At 73.0% G+C, this 15,240-nt stretch carries 9 protein-coding genes; 6 read left to right on the top strand and 3 right to left on the bottom strand.

The annotated features are described in order from the left end of the window. Positions 1 to 127 precede the first annotated feature (127 nt). Positions 128 to 1,870, top strand: a complete 1,743-nt coding sequence (recN, locus tag DRB96_RS15625) for a DNA repair protein RecN (RefSeq protein ID WP_204358035.1) — start codon at positions 128 to 130, stop codon at positions 1,868 to 1,870. 166 nt (positions 1,871 to 2,036) lie between these two features. Continuing rightward, positions 2,037 to 3,104: a glycosyltransferase family 4 protein gene (locus DRB96_RS15630; RefSeq protein ID WP_112449014.1), complete on the top strand. Its 1,068-nt coding sequence runs from the start codon at positions 2,037 to 2,039 to the stop codon at positions 3,102 to 3,104. A 432-nt stretch (positions 3,105 to 3,536) separates the two neighbouring features. Here DRB96_RS15630 and DRB96_RS15635 read toward each other — a convergent pair whose 3' ends face one another. From DRB96_RS15635 to DRB96_RS15645, 3 genes are all read right to left on the bottom strand, one after another. Continuing rightward, complete coding sequence (locus DRB96_RS15635; RefSeq protein ID WP_112449015.1) at positions 3,537 to 5,165, bottom strand: PucR family transcriptional regulator; 1,629 nt, start codon at positions 5,163 to 5,165, stop codon at positions 3,537 to 3,539. Positions 5,166 to 5,199: 34 nt separating this feature from the next. Beyond that, on the bottom strand, positions 5,200 to 6,582 hold the full coding sequence (locus DRB96_RS15640) for an FAD-binding oxidoreductase (protein ID WP_112449016.1): 1,383 nt from the start codon (positions 6,580 to 6,582) through the stop codon (positions 5,200 to 5,202). 153 nt (positions 6,583 to 6,735) lie between these two features. Beyond that, entirely contained in the window at positions 6,736 to 8,541 is a 1,806-nt protein-coding gene (locus DRB96_RS15645) for a glycoside hydrolase family 15 protein (protein WP_112449017.1), read from the bottom strand. Positions 8,542 to 9,035: 494 nt separating this feature from the next. Between DRB96_RS15645 and DRB96_RS15650 the strand changes: the two genes are divergently transcribed. From DRB96_RS15650 to ald, 4 genes are all read left to right on the top strand, one after another. Then, positions 9,036 to 10,685 (top strand): CTP synthase, encoded by a 1,650-nt coding sequence (locus tag DRB96_RS15650; RefSeq protein WP_112449018.1) that lies wholly within the window; start codon positions 9,036 to 9,038, stop codon positions 10,683 to 10,685. 98 nt (positions 10,686 to 10,783) lie between these two features. After that, on the top strand, positions 10,784 to 11,416 hold the full coding sequence (locus tag DRB96_RS15655; RefSeq protein ID WP_112453452.1) for an NUDIX hydrolase: 633 nt from the start codon (positions 10,784 to 10,786) through the stop codon (positions 11,414 to 11,416). 212 nt (positions 11,417 to 11,628) lie between these two features. Continuing rightward, positions 11,629 to 13,611 carry a tetratricopeptide repeat protein gene (locus DRB96_RS15660; protein ID WP_239516338.1) on the top strand — a complete coding sequence of 661 codons (1,983 nt, stop codon included), beginning with the start codon at positions 11,629 to 11,631 and terminating at the stop codon, positions 13,609 to 13,611. Positions 13,612 to 13,763: 152 nt separating this feature from the next. Beyond that, positions 13,764 to 14,879, top strand: coding sequence for an alanine dehydrogenase (gene ald, locus DRB96_RS15665; protein ID WP_112449020.1), 1,116 nt, complete (start codon positions 13,764 to 13,766; stop codon positions 14,877 to 14,879). The last annotated feature ends 361 nt before the right edge of the window (positions 14,880 to 15,240 follow it).

Here is a 15,240-nt window from a genome sequence, read left to right on the forward strand (position 1 = left end):
CGCCGGGCGTCGCACCGGCTCCGTACCTCGGGTGTACGTAAATAGCATGATTGTTCGACCGGGTCTGGGCGGGTGACGTCACATGGCACCCGTGAAACCTCGGTATCGTCGTCCCGTGCTTGAGGAGATGCGGATACGGTCGCTCGGGGTCATCGACGACGCGGTGGTCGAGCTGTCGCCCGGTTTCACCGCGGTGACCGGCGAGACCGGCGCGGGCAAGACCATGGTCGTCACCAGCCTCGGGCTGCTGCTCGGCGGGCGGGCCGACCCCGCGCTGGTGCGGATCGGGGCCAAGGCGGCGGTCGTCGAAGGACGCATCGTCATGCGCCCGGACGCCCCCGCCGCGCTGCGCGCCGAGGAAGCCGGCGCCGAGCTCGACGACGGCGCCCTGCTGATCAGCCGGACCGTCTCCGCCGAGGGCCGCTCGCGCGCCCACGTCGGCGGCCGCTCCGTACCCGTCGGCCTGCTCGCCGAACTCGCCGAAGACCTCGTCGCCGTCCACGGCCAGACCGACCAGCAGGGCCTGCTCCGGCCGGCCCGGCAGCGCCAGGCCCTCGACCGGTACGCGGGCGACGCGGTCGCCGTCCCGCTGGAGAAGTACGCCGCCGCCCACCGGCGGCTGCGCGCGGTCGCCGGAGAGCTGGAGGAGATCACCACCCGGGCCAGGGAACGCGCCCAGGAGGCCGATCTGCTGCGCTTCGGGCTCGACGAGATCAACGCCGTCGAGCCGGTCGCCGGCGAGGACGTCGAGCTGGCCGCGGAGGCGGAACGCCTCGGCCACGCCGAATCCCTGTCCTCGGCGGCCCAGGTCGCGCACGCGGCCCTCGCCGGCAACGTGGAGGACCCCGAGGGCGTCGACGCGGGCGCGCTCGTCGCCGGGGCGCACCGCGCACTGGAATCCGTACGCTCCCACGACCCGGCGCTCGGCGCGCTCGCCGAGCGGATCGGGGAGCTGGGCATCCTGCTCGGGGACGTGGCCGGGGAACTGGCCGGCTACGCGGACGACCTGGACGCCGACCCGCTGCGGCTGGCGGCCGTGGAGGAGCGGCGCGCGGCGCTGACCCAGCTGACCCGCAAGTACGGCTCCGCGCGGAACGGCTCCGCGCAGCACACGGTGGACTCCGTACTGGAGTGGGCCGAGCGGGGATCCGTACGGCTGCTGGAGCTGGACGGCGACGACGGGCGGATCGGCGAACTGACCGCGGAACGCGACGGGCTGCGGATGGAACTCTCCTCCCTGGCCCAGGCGTTGACCGATGCCCGGAGCGAGGCGGCGACCCGCTTCGCGTCGGCGGTCACCGAGGAGCTGGCCTCGCTGGCGATGCCGCACGCACGGGTCACCATCGACATCCGGCAGACCGAGGACCCCGACGGGGTCGAGGTCGGCGGGCGGCTCGTCGCCTACGGGCCCTCGGGCACCGACGAGGTCGAACTGCTGCTGGCCCCGCACCCCGGGGCCCAGCCGCGGCCGATCGCCAAGGGCGCGTCGGGCGGTGAGCTGTCGCGGGTGATGCTGGCCGTCGAGGTCGTCTTCGCGGGCTCCGACCCGGTGCCGACCTACCTCTTCGACGAGGTCGACGCGGGCGTCGGCGGCAAGGCGGCCATCGAGGTCGGGCGGCGGCTCGCGAAACTGGCCAAGTCGGCGCAGGTCGTGGTCGTCACCCACCTGCCGCAGGTGGCGGCCTTCGCGGACCGCCAACTGCTGGTCGAGAAGACCAGCGACGGCTCCGTGACGAGGAGCGGCGTCACCGTCCTGGAGGGCGAGGACCGCATCCGCGAGCTGTCGCGGATGCTGGCCGGCCACGAGGACTCGGCGTCGGCGCGGGCGCACGCGGAGGAACTGCTCGCGGCCGCGCAGGGCTCGGCGTAGCGCCCGCCCGGGCGTCCGGCTGACGCCCCGCTAGCCCGTGTGGGTGAGGATCAGGGGTGCCGAGCGGTATCTCCTACGGGATCCGCACCCGAATGGTCCCGGAACGCGCGTGCGGACTGGCATTCTGGGCGACGTCTCTGCCTCCCTCACCCTGGAGCTTCGGCCCGTGAGCAGCTCCCCGGTATCGGTATCGGTCCCCGTCCTTCGCACCGTCCAGGTGCTCGGCGGCGCGAGCGGCGGTGCGCACGTGCGGTCGCTGGCCACCGGGCTCGCCGCGCGGGGCGTACGGGTCACCGTGTGCGCACCCGTCGAAGCCGAGGGGGAGTACGACTTCACCAGCGCCGGGGCGCGGTTCACCCCGGACGCGGTGAGCGCGCTGCGGGCCGCGTGCGTCGAGGCCGACGTCGTGCACGCGCACGGCGTACGGGCCGGCATGCGGGCGGCGCTGGCCCTGCGCGGGCGCCGGGTCCCGCTGGTCGTCAGCTGGCACGGCGGCGGCCCCGGAGCCGGCCGGCTGAGCCTGCTCCTGGAACGGCACGTGGCCCGCGCCGCGGCGGTCGTCCTCGGCGCCTCCTCGGCGCAGGTCGACCTGGCCCGGCTGCGCGGGGCGCGGGACGCACGGCTGGCGGCGGTGGCGGTGCCGACCGGGCCGCCGGCCGTGGATCCGGGCAAGGTGCGGGCGGAACTCGGCGTCGTGGAGCGGCCGTTGCTGATCGCGGTCGGGAGCCTGGTGCCGAGGCGCGGCTACTCCCTGCTGCTGGACGCGGCGAGGGCGTGGCGGACGCTGGACCCGGTGCCGCTGCTGGTGATCGCGGGGGAGGGCCCGATGCGGGCGGAACTCGCGCGGCGCATCCACGAGGAGGGCCTGCCGGTACGGCTCCTCGGGCGCCGGAGCGATGCCGTGCGGCTGCTCGCGGCGGCGGACGTCGCGGTGCTCCCGAGCCGGTGGGAGGCGCGGTCGCCGCTGGCGCAGGAGGCTCTGCGGGTGGGCGTGCCGTTGGTGGCGACGGCGGTGGGCGGTGTCCCCGAGCTGGTGGGCGAGGCGGGCGTGCTGGTGCCGTACGGCGACGCGGGGGCGCTGGCCGGCGCGGTCTCGGCGCTGCTGGCGGATCCCGCGCGGCGGGCGGAGCTGGCGGCGGCGGGGCGGGCGCAGGCGGCGACGTGGCCGTCGGAGGACGACACGGTGGCGCAGGTCCTGTCGGTGTACGACGAACTGACGGCCCGCCCCCGCTAGCCCGTATCCGGGCCTGCCCTGCCCGGGCCCTGCCCGGGTCTTGTCCGGGTCTTGCCGCAGCCGTTTGGCGTCGGCCGTGCCGTTTCCCGGGGCCGGGCCGCGGGGTGTGCCGCGCGCGGGGCGAAGTCCCCTACCCGCCCTTCCACCGTTCCCCGGAGCTCCGCCCCGGACCCGTTGCCGCGTGCGGCGCCGCTGCCGGGGTCCGGGCGGAGCCCGGGGAACGGTGGAAGGGCGGGTGGGGGACAGCCCCGCAGGGCCAACCGCCGCCCACCGGCCAGGCGACCGGCGGCGGTGGCAGGGGCCCCGCCCCGCCCTCGCCGGACGGAGTCCGGCGCAGCGGCGCGAAGCCGATGAGGCCCGCCAGGGGCGAGGCGTGCGAGGGGTGCGTCAAGGAGGAGTGGCCCGCCAGGGGCGAGGCGTGCGAGCGGCGCGTCAAGAAGCAGCGGGGGCCACGTGGCGGCGTGCGCGGAGGGCCAGGCTCAGGGAGAGGACCGTCTCCGGGTCGTCCAGGTCCGCACCCAGGAGCTCCGAGATGCGGGCCAGCCGGTTGTACAGCGTCTGCCGGTTCAGGTGCAGCTCGCGCGCCGTCTCCGCCTTGCGGCCCGCGTGGGCCAGGTACGTCTCCAGGGTGGGGAGCAGCGGGGGGCGCGAGACCGTGTCGTGGACCCGTAGGGCCCCGATCGCACGGTCCACGAAGGCCGCCAGGTCGGGGTGTTCGCGCAGCCGCCACAGGAGGAGGTCGATGTCCAGGCGGCGGGCGTCGTACCAGGGCCGGGCGGGCAGCCCGTGCGCGGCCGTGGCCGTCTCCGCGGCGTGCCGCAGGCCCGCCGAGGCCGCCGCCCAGCTGCCGCAGACGCCGACGACGACCGCCGCCGGAGCCCCCGCCCGCTCCAGGCCCGCCCGCTCGACGCCGGCCCGCAGGGCCGCCGCGACCCGATCGGCCACCGTCGTGCGTTCGGCGTCGGAGCGCAGGGACACCAGCAGCGGGACGCGGCCCTCCACCGGGCGGACCCCGAGGAGGACCGGGACGCCGACCGAGGAGAGCTCCTCGAGGACCGCCCGGGCCAGGACCGCCCAGTTCCCCGACGGGCCCAGCTCCGAGGACAGCCGCATGACGACGGGCAGGAGCGGGCCGGTGCCGGGTTTGAAGCCGAGGACGCGGGCTTGCGCGGGGGCGTCCTCGGCCGAGATCCGGCCCTCGGCGAGGTCGGTCAGGAAGTCACCGCGGCCGCGCGCCGCCAGCTCGTCCTCCTGGCGGGCCTGCATCAGGACGACGGCCAGTACGCCCGCCGTCCGCTCCGCCGCCATCCGGTGCACGGGCAGCAGCGGGGAGGACACGCCCAGCAGGACCAGCCGGGCCCGGACCGATCCCGTGCCGTGGCCGCCCCCGGGGACGTCGACCACCACGGAGTTGCCGGAGGGCTCGGCCGGGCGCTGGCCCCGCATGCCCTCCCACACCTGGAGCGGATCCGCGGCTGCCTCCCCGGAGCCGGGTCCGGCGGCGTAGAGCAGCTGTCCGTCGGGGGTCTCCAGGAAGACCGGGTTCGAGGTGAAGTCGGCAAGGATGTGCAGGACCTGGGGGATCCCGCCGCCGCCGAGCAGGGCCTCCGTGCAGCGCCGGTGGACTTCCTCGGCCCGCTGGAGCAGGGCGTAGTGGTGGTTGACGATCTCGGTGTGCACCTCCTCCGTGACGGTCACGAAGGGGACTTCCCGGTGCAGTTGGACGAGGGGGAGCCCGGCGGCCCGCGCGGTCTCCACGAGCGTCGCCGGGAGCCGGGTGAAGCGCGGGCCCAGCTCGACGACCAGCGCCGCGATGCCGCGGTCCGCGAGGCGGCGCACGAAGGCGCGCTGCTCGGCGGGCCGGGTGCCGAGGCCGAGGCCGGTGGTCAGCAGCAGCTCGCCGCCCTTGAGCAGGGACGCGATGTTGGGGACCTCGCCGGCGTGTACCCAGCGCACGGTCCGGCCCAGCCGGTCGGCGCAGGCCATGACCTCCGGAAGCCCGCTGCGCAGCCCCGGCAGCTCCAGCGCCCGCTGAACCGTGATCCCGCCCTGGTTGTCCATATCGCGGACCGTACCGGCCGTCCGGTTCCCGGGGCTACCCGGGCCTGATGTTGTGGTTGAAGCGGAAGACGTTGTCCGGGTCGTACTCCCGCTTCACCGCGCCCAGCCGGGCCAGGTTCGCCTCGCCGAGCCCGGCCACCACCCGTTCCGGGCCCTCGTCGCCGGTGAAGTTGAGGTAGACCGCGCCGGTGCTCCAGGGCAGCACGTCGGCGCGCACGTCCTTGACCCACCGGCGGCACCGGTCGTCCTCGGCCGGGTCCTCCCAGATGCCGAAGGGGTGCACGGCCCACGGGGCGTCGCGGTACGGGACCGGGAACTCCGGGGGGCCGGTGGCGATGGCGCCGCCCAGCGGGAACATGACGTGCTGGGTGCCGGTCGGCACCGGCATCGAGGAGGCGCGGCCGCAGAACACGTCCACCAGCTCGTCGGGCAGGCCGGTCAGGTACTCGGCCGACCAGTAGTTCCGCAGGCCGGGCGGATCGTCCATCATGCACTGGAGGTCCGCGTACGGGAGGGCGGTCAGCACCTCGGCGACGTGCGGAAGCGCGAGCAGCGGCGCGACGAGCGCCCGCAGGGCCTCCTCACCGCCCGCGTAGGTCACCAGCGCCCCCGCCAGCAGTGTCCCGACCAGGTGCTCCGGTACGAAGGGCTCCGGCGGGCCGGTCATGTAGATCATGCCGCCGCCGACCTCGGGTCCGGCGGCCTCGAGGAGGTCCCGGTACGCGCGCAGCACCTCGGGGCCCGACTCCGGGGGGTACAGGAGCAGGCACATCGCGAACTCCGGCAGGTCGTGCAGGCGCAGCGTCAGTGAGGTCGCCACGCCGAAGTTCCCGCCGCCGCCGTGCAGGGCCCAGAACAGCTCGGGGTGGTCCTCGGCGGTCACGGTGAGCGTCCTCCCGTCCGCGGTGACCAGGTCCGCGCCGAGCAGGTTGTCCACGGCCAGGCCGAAGTTGCGGTCCAGCCAGCCGGAGCCGCCGCCCAGGACGAAGCCGGCGACGCCGGTGGTGGAGACGCGGCCGCCCGTGGTGGCGAGCGCGTACGGCTGGCAGGCACGGTCCAGGTGGCTCATGACGGCGCCGCCGCCGACCCGTACGGCCTTCGCGCCGGGGTGCACGGTGACCTCGTTCATCCGGCGCATGTCGATGACGACCCCGCCGTCGTTGAGGGACATCCCGGCCACGCTGTGGCCGCCGCCGCGGACCGCCACGGGCAGGTCCAGCTCGCGGGCGAAGCGGACGGCGGTGACCACGTCCGCCTCGCTCTCGCACCGGGCGATGACGGCCGGGCGGCGGTCGATCATCGCGTTGAAGATCGTGCGGGCCTCGTCGTACCCCGGGTCCTCGGGGGCGAACACCTCGCCGGCGAGGTCTTCGCGGAGCGCGGCCAGCGCCGCGCCCGCCTTCGAAGTGGGAGCCATGGCTGCCCCTTCCGCGCAGGGGAGGGCATAGGACCCTTCCAGCCTAGGCGGGGACGGGGGAGCGGGCGCGGCGGGACGGCCGCGGGAGGCCCCCGGGACGGCCGCCGAGGGCCGGCGCCGAGGGGAGCGGCCCCCGGGCACCGGCCGGGCCCGTCAGCCCCCGTACGCCCCGCTCGCCGTCAGCCGCAGGGCCGTGTCGATCAGGGGGACGTGGCTGAAGGCCTGCGGGAAGTTGCCGACCTGCCGCTGGAGCTTCGGATCCCATTCCTCCGCCAGGAGGCCCAGGTCGTTGCGGAGCGACAGCAGCTTCTCGAAGAGGCGGCGGGCCTCGTCGACCCGGCCGATCATCGCGAGGTCGTCCGCCATCCAGAACGAGCAGGCGAGGAAGGCCCCCTCGTCGCCCTCCAGGCCGTCCACGCCCGCCTCCTCGCCGGCCGTCGGGTAGCGCAGGATGAAGCCGTCCGGGGTCGACAGCTCGCGCTGGATCGCCTCGATCGTGCCGATCACCCGCTTGTCGTCCGGCGGCAGGAAGCCCATCTGCGGGATCAGCAGCAGGGAGGCGTCCAGCTCCTTCGACCCGTAGGACTGCGTGAAGGTGTTGCGCTCCTTGTCGTACCCCTTCTCGCACACGTCCTGGTGGATCTCGTCGCGCAGCTCCCGCCACCGCTCCAGCGGGCCGTCCGCGTCACCGCTCTCGATCAGCTTGATCGTGCGGTCCACCGCCACCCACGCCATCACCTTCGAGTGCACGAAGTGCCGGCGCGGGCCGCGCACCTCCCAGATGCCCTCGTCGGGCTGGTCCCAGTGGGTCTCCAGGTAGCGGATCAGCTTGAGCTGGAGCAGCGAGGCGTAGTCGTTGCGGGCCAGGCCCGTCATGTGGCCCAGGTGCAGGGCCTCGGTGACCTCGCCGTACACGTCGAGCTGCAGCTGCCCGGCGGCGCCGTTGCCGACCCGGACCGGGCGCGAGTTCTCGTACCCGGGGAGCCAGTCCAGCTCGGTCTCGCCGAGCTCCCGCTCGCCCGCGATCCCGTACATGATCTGCAGGTTCTCCGGGTCGCCGGCCACCGCGCGCAGCAGCCAGTCCCGCCAGGCGGAGGCCTCGTCGCGGTAGCCGGTGCGCAGCAGCGAGGACAGGGTGATGGCGGCGTCGCGCAGCCACGTGTAGCGGTAGTCCCAGTTGCGGACGCCGCCGATCTCCTCCGGGAGGGAGGTGGTCGGCGCGGCGACGATCCCGCCCGTGGGGGCGTACGTGAGCGCCTTGAGGGTGATCAGCGAGCGGATCACCGCCTCCCGGTAGGGGCCGTGGTACGTGCACTGCTCGACCCAGTCGTGCCAGAACTCCGTGGTGGAGGCCAGCGCCGCCTCGGCGTCGGGGGTCTCCGGGGCGCCCCGGTGCGAGGGCTGCCAGCTGATGCTGAAGGTCATCCTGTCGCCCGGTCCGACGGTGAAGTCGGAGTAGGTCGTCAGGTCCTTGCCGTACGTCTGGGCCTCACTGTCCAGCCAGACCGAGTCGGGGCCGGCCACGGCCACCGTCCGCCCGTCGACCTTGTGGACCCAGGGCACGACCCGCCCGTAGCTGAAGCGCATGCGCAGGGCCGAGCGCATCGGGACGCGACCGCTGACCCCTTCCACGATGCGGATCAGCTGCGGTGCGTGGTCCTCGCGGGGAGGCATGAAGTCGATGACGCGGACGGTGCCGCGCGTGGTGTCCCATTCCGATTCCAGCACCAGCGAGTCGCCCCGGTAGCGGCGCCGGGTGGCGCGGGGGGCTTCCGTGCCCGCCGCGAACGACGGGCCGATCCGCCAGAAACCGTGATCTTCGGTGCCGAGGATGCTCGCGAACACGGCATGGGAGTCGAAACGGGGCAGACAGAGCCAGTCCACCGCCCCGTCCCGGCAGACCAACGCCGCCGTCTGCATGTCCCCGATCAGTGCGTAATCCTCGATGCGCCCTGACACGTTGCATCTCCAGTCGAACGGCCACGTCCGCCCCGTGGGGCGCTTGCATTGCGCGGTTGAGCGATCACCCGTGGGTGGGGATCTCGCGTCGAGCCCATGATTCCGCATACGACTCGGGTAGGCCGGATGACGGACTGCCCGGGAGCGCGGAATTCGCAATATCCGAGCAGGATATGTCGGCACCCTAGTGAGCTCCCCAAGTCTGCGAAGAATGTGGCTCGACCAATCGGGTGAGCAGCCGATACGTCGTCGTCACGCTCCGCCCCGCGACGTCGCGGGGCGTGGCCGGAGGCGGACCGGCCCGGGCGCTGATAGGCTGGTACCCCGTGGACCGGTGGTCTGCCTGTGCGAATCAGGAGCCCCGAAACCGCAGCTTCGGCGCCCCCTGAGACCCTTCCGGATCGACGGAGGCCGGCGCCGGACGCACCTCACTTCGCGACCACGGGAGCCCCCTCTTGGCGACGCCGCCCGCTGCTTTTCGAAACAGCACAGCCATGACGACCAAGCACATCTTCGTCACCGGGGGTGTCGCTTCCTCGCTCGGCAAGGGCCTGACGGCCTCGAGCCTGGGTGCGCTGCTGAAGGCCCGGGGCCTGCGCGTCACGATGCAGAAGCTCGACCCGTACCTGAACGTCGACCCCGGCACGATGAACCCGTTCCAGCACGGTGAGGTGTTCGTCACCAACGACGGCGCCGAGACCGACCTGGACATCGGCCACTACGAGCGCTTCCTCGACGTCGACCTCGACGGCTCGGCCAACGTCACCACCGGCCAGGTCTACTCGCAGGTCATCGCCAAGGAGCGGCGAGGCGAGTACCTCGGTGACACCGTGCAGGTCATCCCGCACATCACCAACGAGATCAAGCACCGCATCCGCCGCATGGCCACCGCGGACGTGGACGTGGTCATCACCGAGGTCGGCGGCACCGTCGGCGACATCGAGTCGCTGCCGTTCCTGGAGACGGTCCGCCAGGTCCGCCACGAGGTCGGCCGCGACAACGTCTTCGTCGTGCACATCTCGCTGCTGCCCTACATCGGCCCCTCCGGCGAGCTGAAGACCAAGCCGACCCAGCACTCGGTCGCGGCCCTGCGAGCCATCGGCATCCAGCCCGACGCGATCGTGCTGCGCGCCGACCGCGAGGTCCCGACCTCGATCAAGCGCAAGATCTCGCTGATGTGCGACGTCGACGAGGCCGCCGTGGTGGCCGCGATCGACGCCAAGTCGATCTACGACATCCCCAAGGTCCTGCACACCGAGGGCCTGGACGCGTACGTCGTGCGCAAGCTCGACCTGCCGTTCCGCGACGTCAACTGGACGGTGTGGGAGGACCTGCTGGACCGGGTCCACAACCCCGACCACGAGGTCAAGGTCGCGCTCGTCGGCAAGTACATCGACCTGCCCGACGCCTACCTGTCGGTGACCGAGGCGCTGCGCGCCGGCGGGTTCGCCAACAAGGCCCGCGTCGAGATCAAGTGGGTCACCTCCGACGACTGCAAGACCCCGGCCGGCGCCGCCGCGCAGCTGGCCGACGTGGACGCGATCTGCGTTCCCGGCGGCTTCGGCGACCGCGGTGTCAACGGCAAGGTCGGCGCGATCACCTACGCCCGCGAGAACAAGATCCCGCTGCTCGGCCTGTGCCTGGGCCTGCAGTGCGTGGTCATCGAGGCCGCGCGCAACCTGGCGGGCATCGAGGACGCGAACTCCACCGAGTTCGACGCCTCCACCCCCAACCCGGTGATCTCCACGATGGAGGAGCAGCTGGCCTTCGTCGAGGGCGCGGGCGACCTGGGCGGCACCATGCGCCTGGGCATGTACCCGGCGAAGCTCGCCGAGGGCTCCATCGTGCGCGAGGTCTACGGCGACCAGGCGTACGTGGACGAGCGCCACCGCCACCGCTACGAGGTCAACAACGCCTACCGCGGTGAGCTGGAGAAGAAGGCCGGTCTGGTCTTCTCCGGCACCTCCCCGGACAACAAGCTGGTCGAGTACGTCGAGTACCCGCGCGAGGTGCACCCCTACCTGGTGGCCACCCAGGCCCACCCGGAGCTGCGCTCGCGCCCGACGCGCCCGCACCCGCTGTTCGCCGGTCTGGTCAAGGCCGCGGTCGCGCGCCAGCAGGCCGCCAAGGCCGCGCAACAGTAGTCGTACGCGGTCGGTGACGCCGACCGCCTAACGTAGGCAGCCGGGGCGCGCATCGTGCCCCGGCTGTCGCGTTTCTGGGGAAGGTACCGGCCATGGCCATGGGCAACGACATCGAGGACACTCCGGAATCGTGGGAGATCGTCGCCTCGCGGACCCCGTTCGAGGGCGCGAAGACTTCGGTCAAGTCGGACCAGGTCCGGATGCCCGACCGGGCGGTGGTGCGCCGCGACTACCAGGCGCACCCGGGCTCGGTGTGCGTCCTCGCCCTCGACGAGGAGCAGCGCGTGCTGGTCCTGAAGCAGTTCCGGCACCCGGTGCGCCACCGCCTGTGGGAACTGCCGGCCGGGCTGCTGGACGTGGCGGGGGAGAACCCGCTGCGCGCGGCCCAGCGCGAGCTGTACGAGGAGGCGCACGTCAAGGCCGGGGACTGGCGGGTGCTGGCCGACTTCTTCAGCTCGCCCGGCGGCTCGGACGAGGCGGTACGGATCTTCCTGGCGCGCGACCTGTCGGAGGCCGAGGGCGAGCGGTACGAGGTCTCCGAGGAGGAGTCGGACATGGAGATCGACCGGATCCCCCTCGCCGACCTGGTACGCGGCGTCCTGGCCGGCCGGCTGGGCAACCCGGGGCTGGTCACGGGGGTACTGGCGCTCTCCGCGGCCCTCGCCTCCGACGGCGTGGAGTCGCTGCGCCCGGCGCTGGCCCCCTGGCCGGCCCGCCCCTACACCGCCTAGTACCGCCCCTACACCGCCTAGTACCGCCCCTACACCGCCTAGTACCGCCCCTACACCGCTGCGGCCCGGTCCGGTCCCTGGCAGGGCCGGATGGAGCTGTGGTGTGACCATCCGCTGATCCGATCGGGCGATTTGTCCGCCGCGCTCCACCCTGCCCGTCGCTCTGCGTGAACTACGCTCGCAAATCCGAAGGCAGCGAGAGGAGCGGATCCGTGGCGGATTTCGTCGGGCGGCGGCGTGAGCTCAAGGAGCTGCGCGAGGACATCGCGCGGACCGGGCTCGACACCCTCTCCGGCCGCAAGGCCAAGGCGCCGCGAGCCAGGGTGCTGCTCGTCGCCGGGCGGCCGGGCTCGGGCCGGACCGCCCTCGCCGAGGCGCTGGTGCGCGAGATCGAGAGCGACTACCCGGACGGCGTGCTGAAGGTCCGGCTCACCTCCCCCACCGGGGAGGCCGTCCCGACCGAGCGGGCCGTGCGCACCCTCCTGGAGGCGCTCGGCCGGCCCACCCCGCCCGGCGCCGCCGAGGACGAGCTCAGTTCCGCGCTGCGCGAGGCCCTCGCCGGGCGGCGGGCCGTCCTGCTCGTCGACGACGCGCAGGATCCCCACCAGGTCGACGCCCTCCTGCCCGACACCCCCGAGTGCCTGGTCGTCGTCACCGCCGAGGGTCCGCTGACCGGGATTCCGGATGTCCGGCCCTGCACCCTCGGCGGGCTCGACACCCCCTCGGCCGTCCGCATGCTCGTCCACCGGATCGGCGACATCCGCGTCGCCAACGACCCCCGCGCCGCCGAAGCCCTCGCCGAGGAGTGCGGCGGCCAGCCCGCCGCGCTGAGCCTGGCGGGCGGCTGGCTCGCGGCCCGGCCCAAGGCCTCCGTCTCCGATGTGGCCAAACAGCTCCACGACATGCCCGCCGGCACCAGCGGCCCCCTCGCGCGCACCTTCCGGCTCGTCTACGAGTCCCTCCCGCAGACCGCCCAGCGCACCCTGCGGCTGCTTCCGCTTGCCCCGGCCGGGCTCGTCGACTCGCACACCGCCTCCGCGCTCGCCGGCTGCTCCGTGGCCGCCGCCCAGTCGATCCTGGAGGACTTCGCCGCGCTGGGCCTGCTGCGGACCGCCCCCGACGGGCTCTTCCTGCTCCCCGGCTGCCTCACGCCCCTGCTCCAGGCCCTGCTCCAGGCCAAGGAGCGCCCCGCCGAGGTCCAGCTGGCACGGGCCCGGATGCTGGAGCGCAACGTACGGCTGCTGCTCTCCTGCCGGGCCATGGCGGAGGAGTCCGCCGACTGGGCCGTCGGCCCCGTCGGCGGACCGGAGAAGCTGGACGGCCTGCCGCGCGCCCTGCGCTTCGCCGACCGAAGGTCCGCGGCCACCTGGCTGGACACCCGGCTGCCCGCGCTGTCCGCCGCGGCCACCCTGGCCGTCGCGGACGGGGAGCTGGACACCCTGGCCCGCCGCTTCGTCGCGGCCCTCGCCGGGGCCCTCTCCGACCACCGGGGCACCGCCGGGGCCGCCCCCGAGCTGTACGGGCTGCACCGGCTCGTCCTGGACGTGGCCGAGAGGCGCGATCTGCACCGGGAACAGGCGGCCGCGCTGCTGAACCTCGCCGATCTGGACGCCGAGACCGGCCGCACCCAGGAGGCGCTGGGGCGCTACCGGGCCGCGCTGGACGCCGGAAGGGCGGCGAACGACCCGTACGCGGCGGGCCGCGCGATGGAATCCGTAGGCGGCGCGTACCAGGAGCTCGCGGACTGGCACCGGGCCTCCGACTGGTTCGGCAGGGCCCTGTCCCACGCCCTCGCGCGCGGCGAGCGGACGGACGAGGCGCGGCTGTACGGGCGGCTCGGGAACGTGCACACCTATGCCGGCCGGTACGGGGACGCGCTGCGCAGCTGGCGGGCGGCCTCGGCCGGCTACCGGAGGCTGGCCGATGTCCCCGGCCAGGCAAAGGCGTTGAGCGAGATGGCACGGATCCAGGAGTACGCGGGCCGGCCCGAGGAATCGCTGCACACCTGCCGGGAGGCGGTGGAGATCGCCCGCAGGGCCGGAGACCTGCGGCTCCAGGCCGCGCTGCAGGTGCGCCTGGCGGACACGCTCGACCGGCTCGGCGACCCCGCGGCCGCGCGGCTGCACAGGTCCGCGGCAGACAGATTGCTGGGAGATGACCCCGCAGCCTGCGAAATCCGTAGTGGTTCCGACTGAGATTGTTTGTTTGCAAGGCTAGACAGCGGCTCGTCCTTCATTAGACTGGGTTCACCAGGGCATCCCCTGGGGCATCCCGTTGTGTGTTCTTGTAAACGGGTTTGTATGGAAGTACCCCGAAACATTCCCTGAGCCAAGGACCGTGAGTGACGATGAAGGTCGGCATCCCCCGCGAGGTCAAGAACAACGAGTTCCGGGTCGCCATCACGCCTGCCGGCGTGCATGAGCTGGTCCGCAACGGCCACCAGGTCTTCATCGAGCAGAACGCCGGTGTGGGCTCCTCGATCACGGACGCGGAGTACGTCTCCGCCGGCGCCGAGATCCTGGGCACCGCCGACGAGGTCTGGGCGACCGCCGACCTGCTGCTGAAGGTCAAGGAGCCCATCGCGGAGGAGTACCACCGCCTCCGCAAGGACCAGACGCTCTTCACCTACCTGCACCTCGCGGCCTCCCGCGAGTGCACGGACGCGCTGCTGGAGTCCGGCACCACCGCCATCGCGTACGAGACGGTCGAGCTGGCCAACCGCGCCCTCCCGCTGCTCGCCCCGATGTCCGAGGTCGCGGGCCGCCTGGCCCCGCAGGTCGGCGCCTACCACCTGATGCGCTCGGTCGGCGGCCGCGGCGTGCTCCCGGGCGGCGTCCCCGGCACCCACGCCGGCGAGTGCGTCGTCATCGGTGGCGGTGTCTCCGGCTGGAACGCCGTGCAGATCGCCGTCGGCATGGGCTTCCACGTGACCCTGCTGGACCGCGACATCAACAAGCTCCGCGAGGCCGACAAGATCTTCGGCACGAAGATCAAGACGATCGTCTCCAACGCCTACGAGCTGGAGAAGGCCGTCATCGAGGCCGACCTCGTCGTCGGCGCGGTGCTGATCCCGGGTGCGAAGGCCCCGAAGCTGGTCACCAACGAGCTCGTCGCCAAGATGAAGCCCGGAAGTGTCCTTGTCGACATTGCGATCGACCAGGGCGGCTGCTTCGAGGACTCCCGTCCGACCACTCACGCCGAGCCGACCTTCCAGGTCCACAACTCGGTCTTCTACTGCGTCGCCAACATGCCGGGCGCGGTGCCGAACACCTCCACCTACGCGCTGACCAACGCCACGCTGCCCTACATCGTGCAGCTCGCGAACCTCGGCTGGGTCGAGGCGCTGCGTCGTGACCCGGCGCTCGGTCTGGGCCTCAACACCCATGACGGGCAGGTCGTTTACGGTCCCGTCGCCGAGGCTCACGGCCTCGAGACCCTCGAGCTGAGCACGCTGCTCGGCTGATTCGTCAACGACTGACGTCAATCTCACGTATCCGGCCGGACCTTGCCCGCAAGGTCCGGCCGGACGCGTTTGCGGGGTGCCCGGCGGGGCCGCTCAACCCGCCTCGAACGTAACCCTTTAACCCTTTCGCACACCCGCGAAACTTCCCGGCGACAGCTCGGACGCCCTTGACAGAGAGGTGTTCGGTTGCCGACACATCGTGCCGGGTCCGACGGATTGTGTTGCCGCTGGGCGGTGACACGCCATAGAGTCGCCAACCGTCGGCATGGTCCACGCTGACCTATCGATAAGTGTCCTGGTCACGTCCGAGGAGGTAAGACGACTTGTGAATGAGTCGACATTTGCTCCTGGGGGTGGTCGA

The sequence above is a fragment of the Streptomyces sp. ICC1 genome (assembly GCF_003287935.1).
Classification (GTDB): domain Bacteria; phylum Actinomycetota; class Actinomycetes; order Streptomycetales; family Streptomycetaceae; genus Streptomyces; species Streptomyces tritrimontium.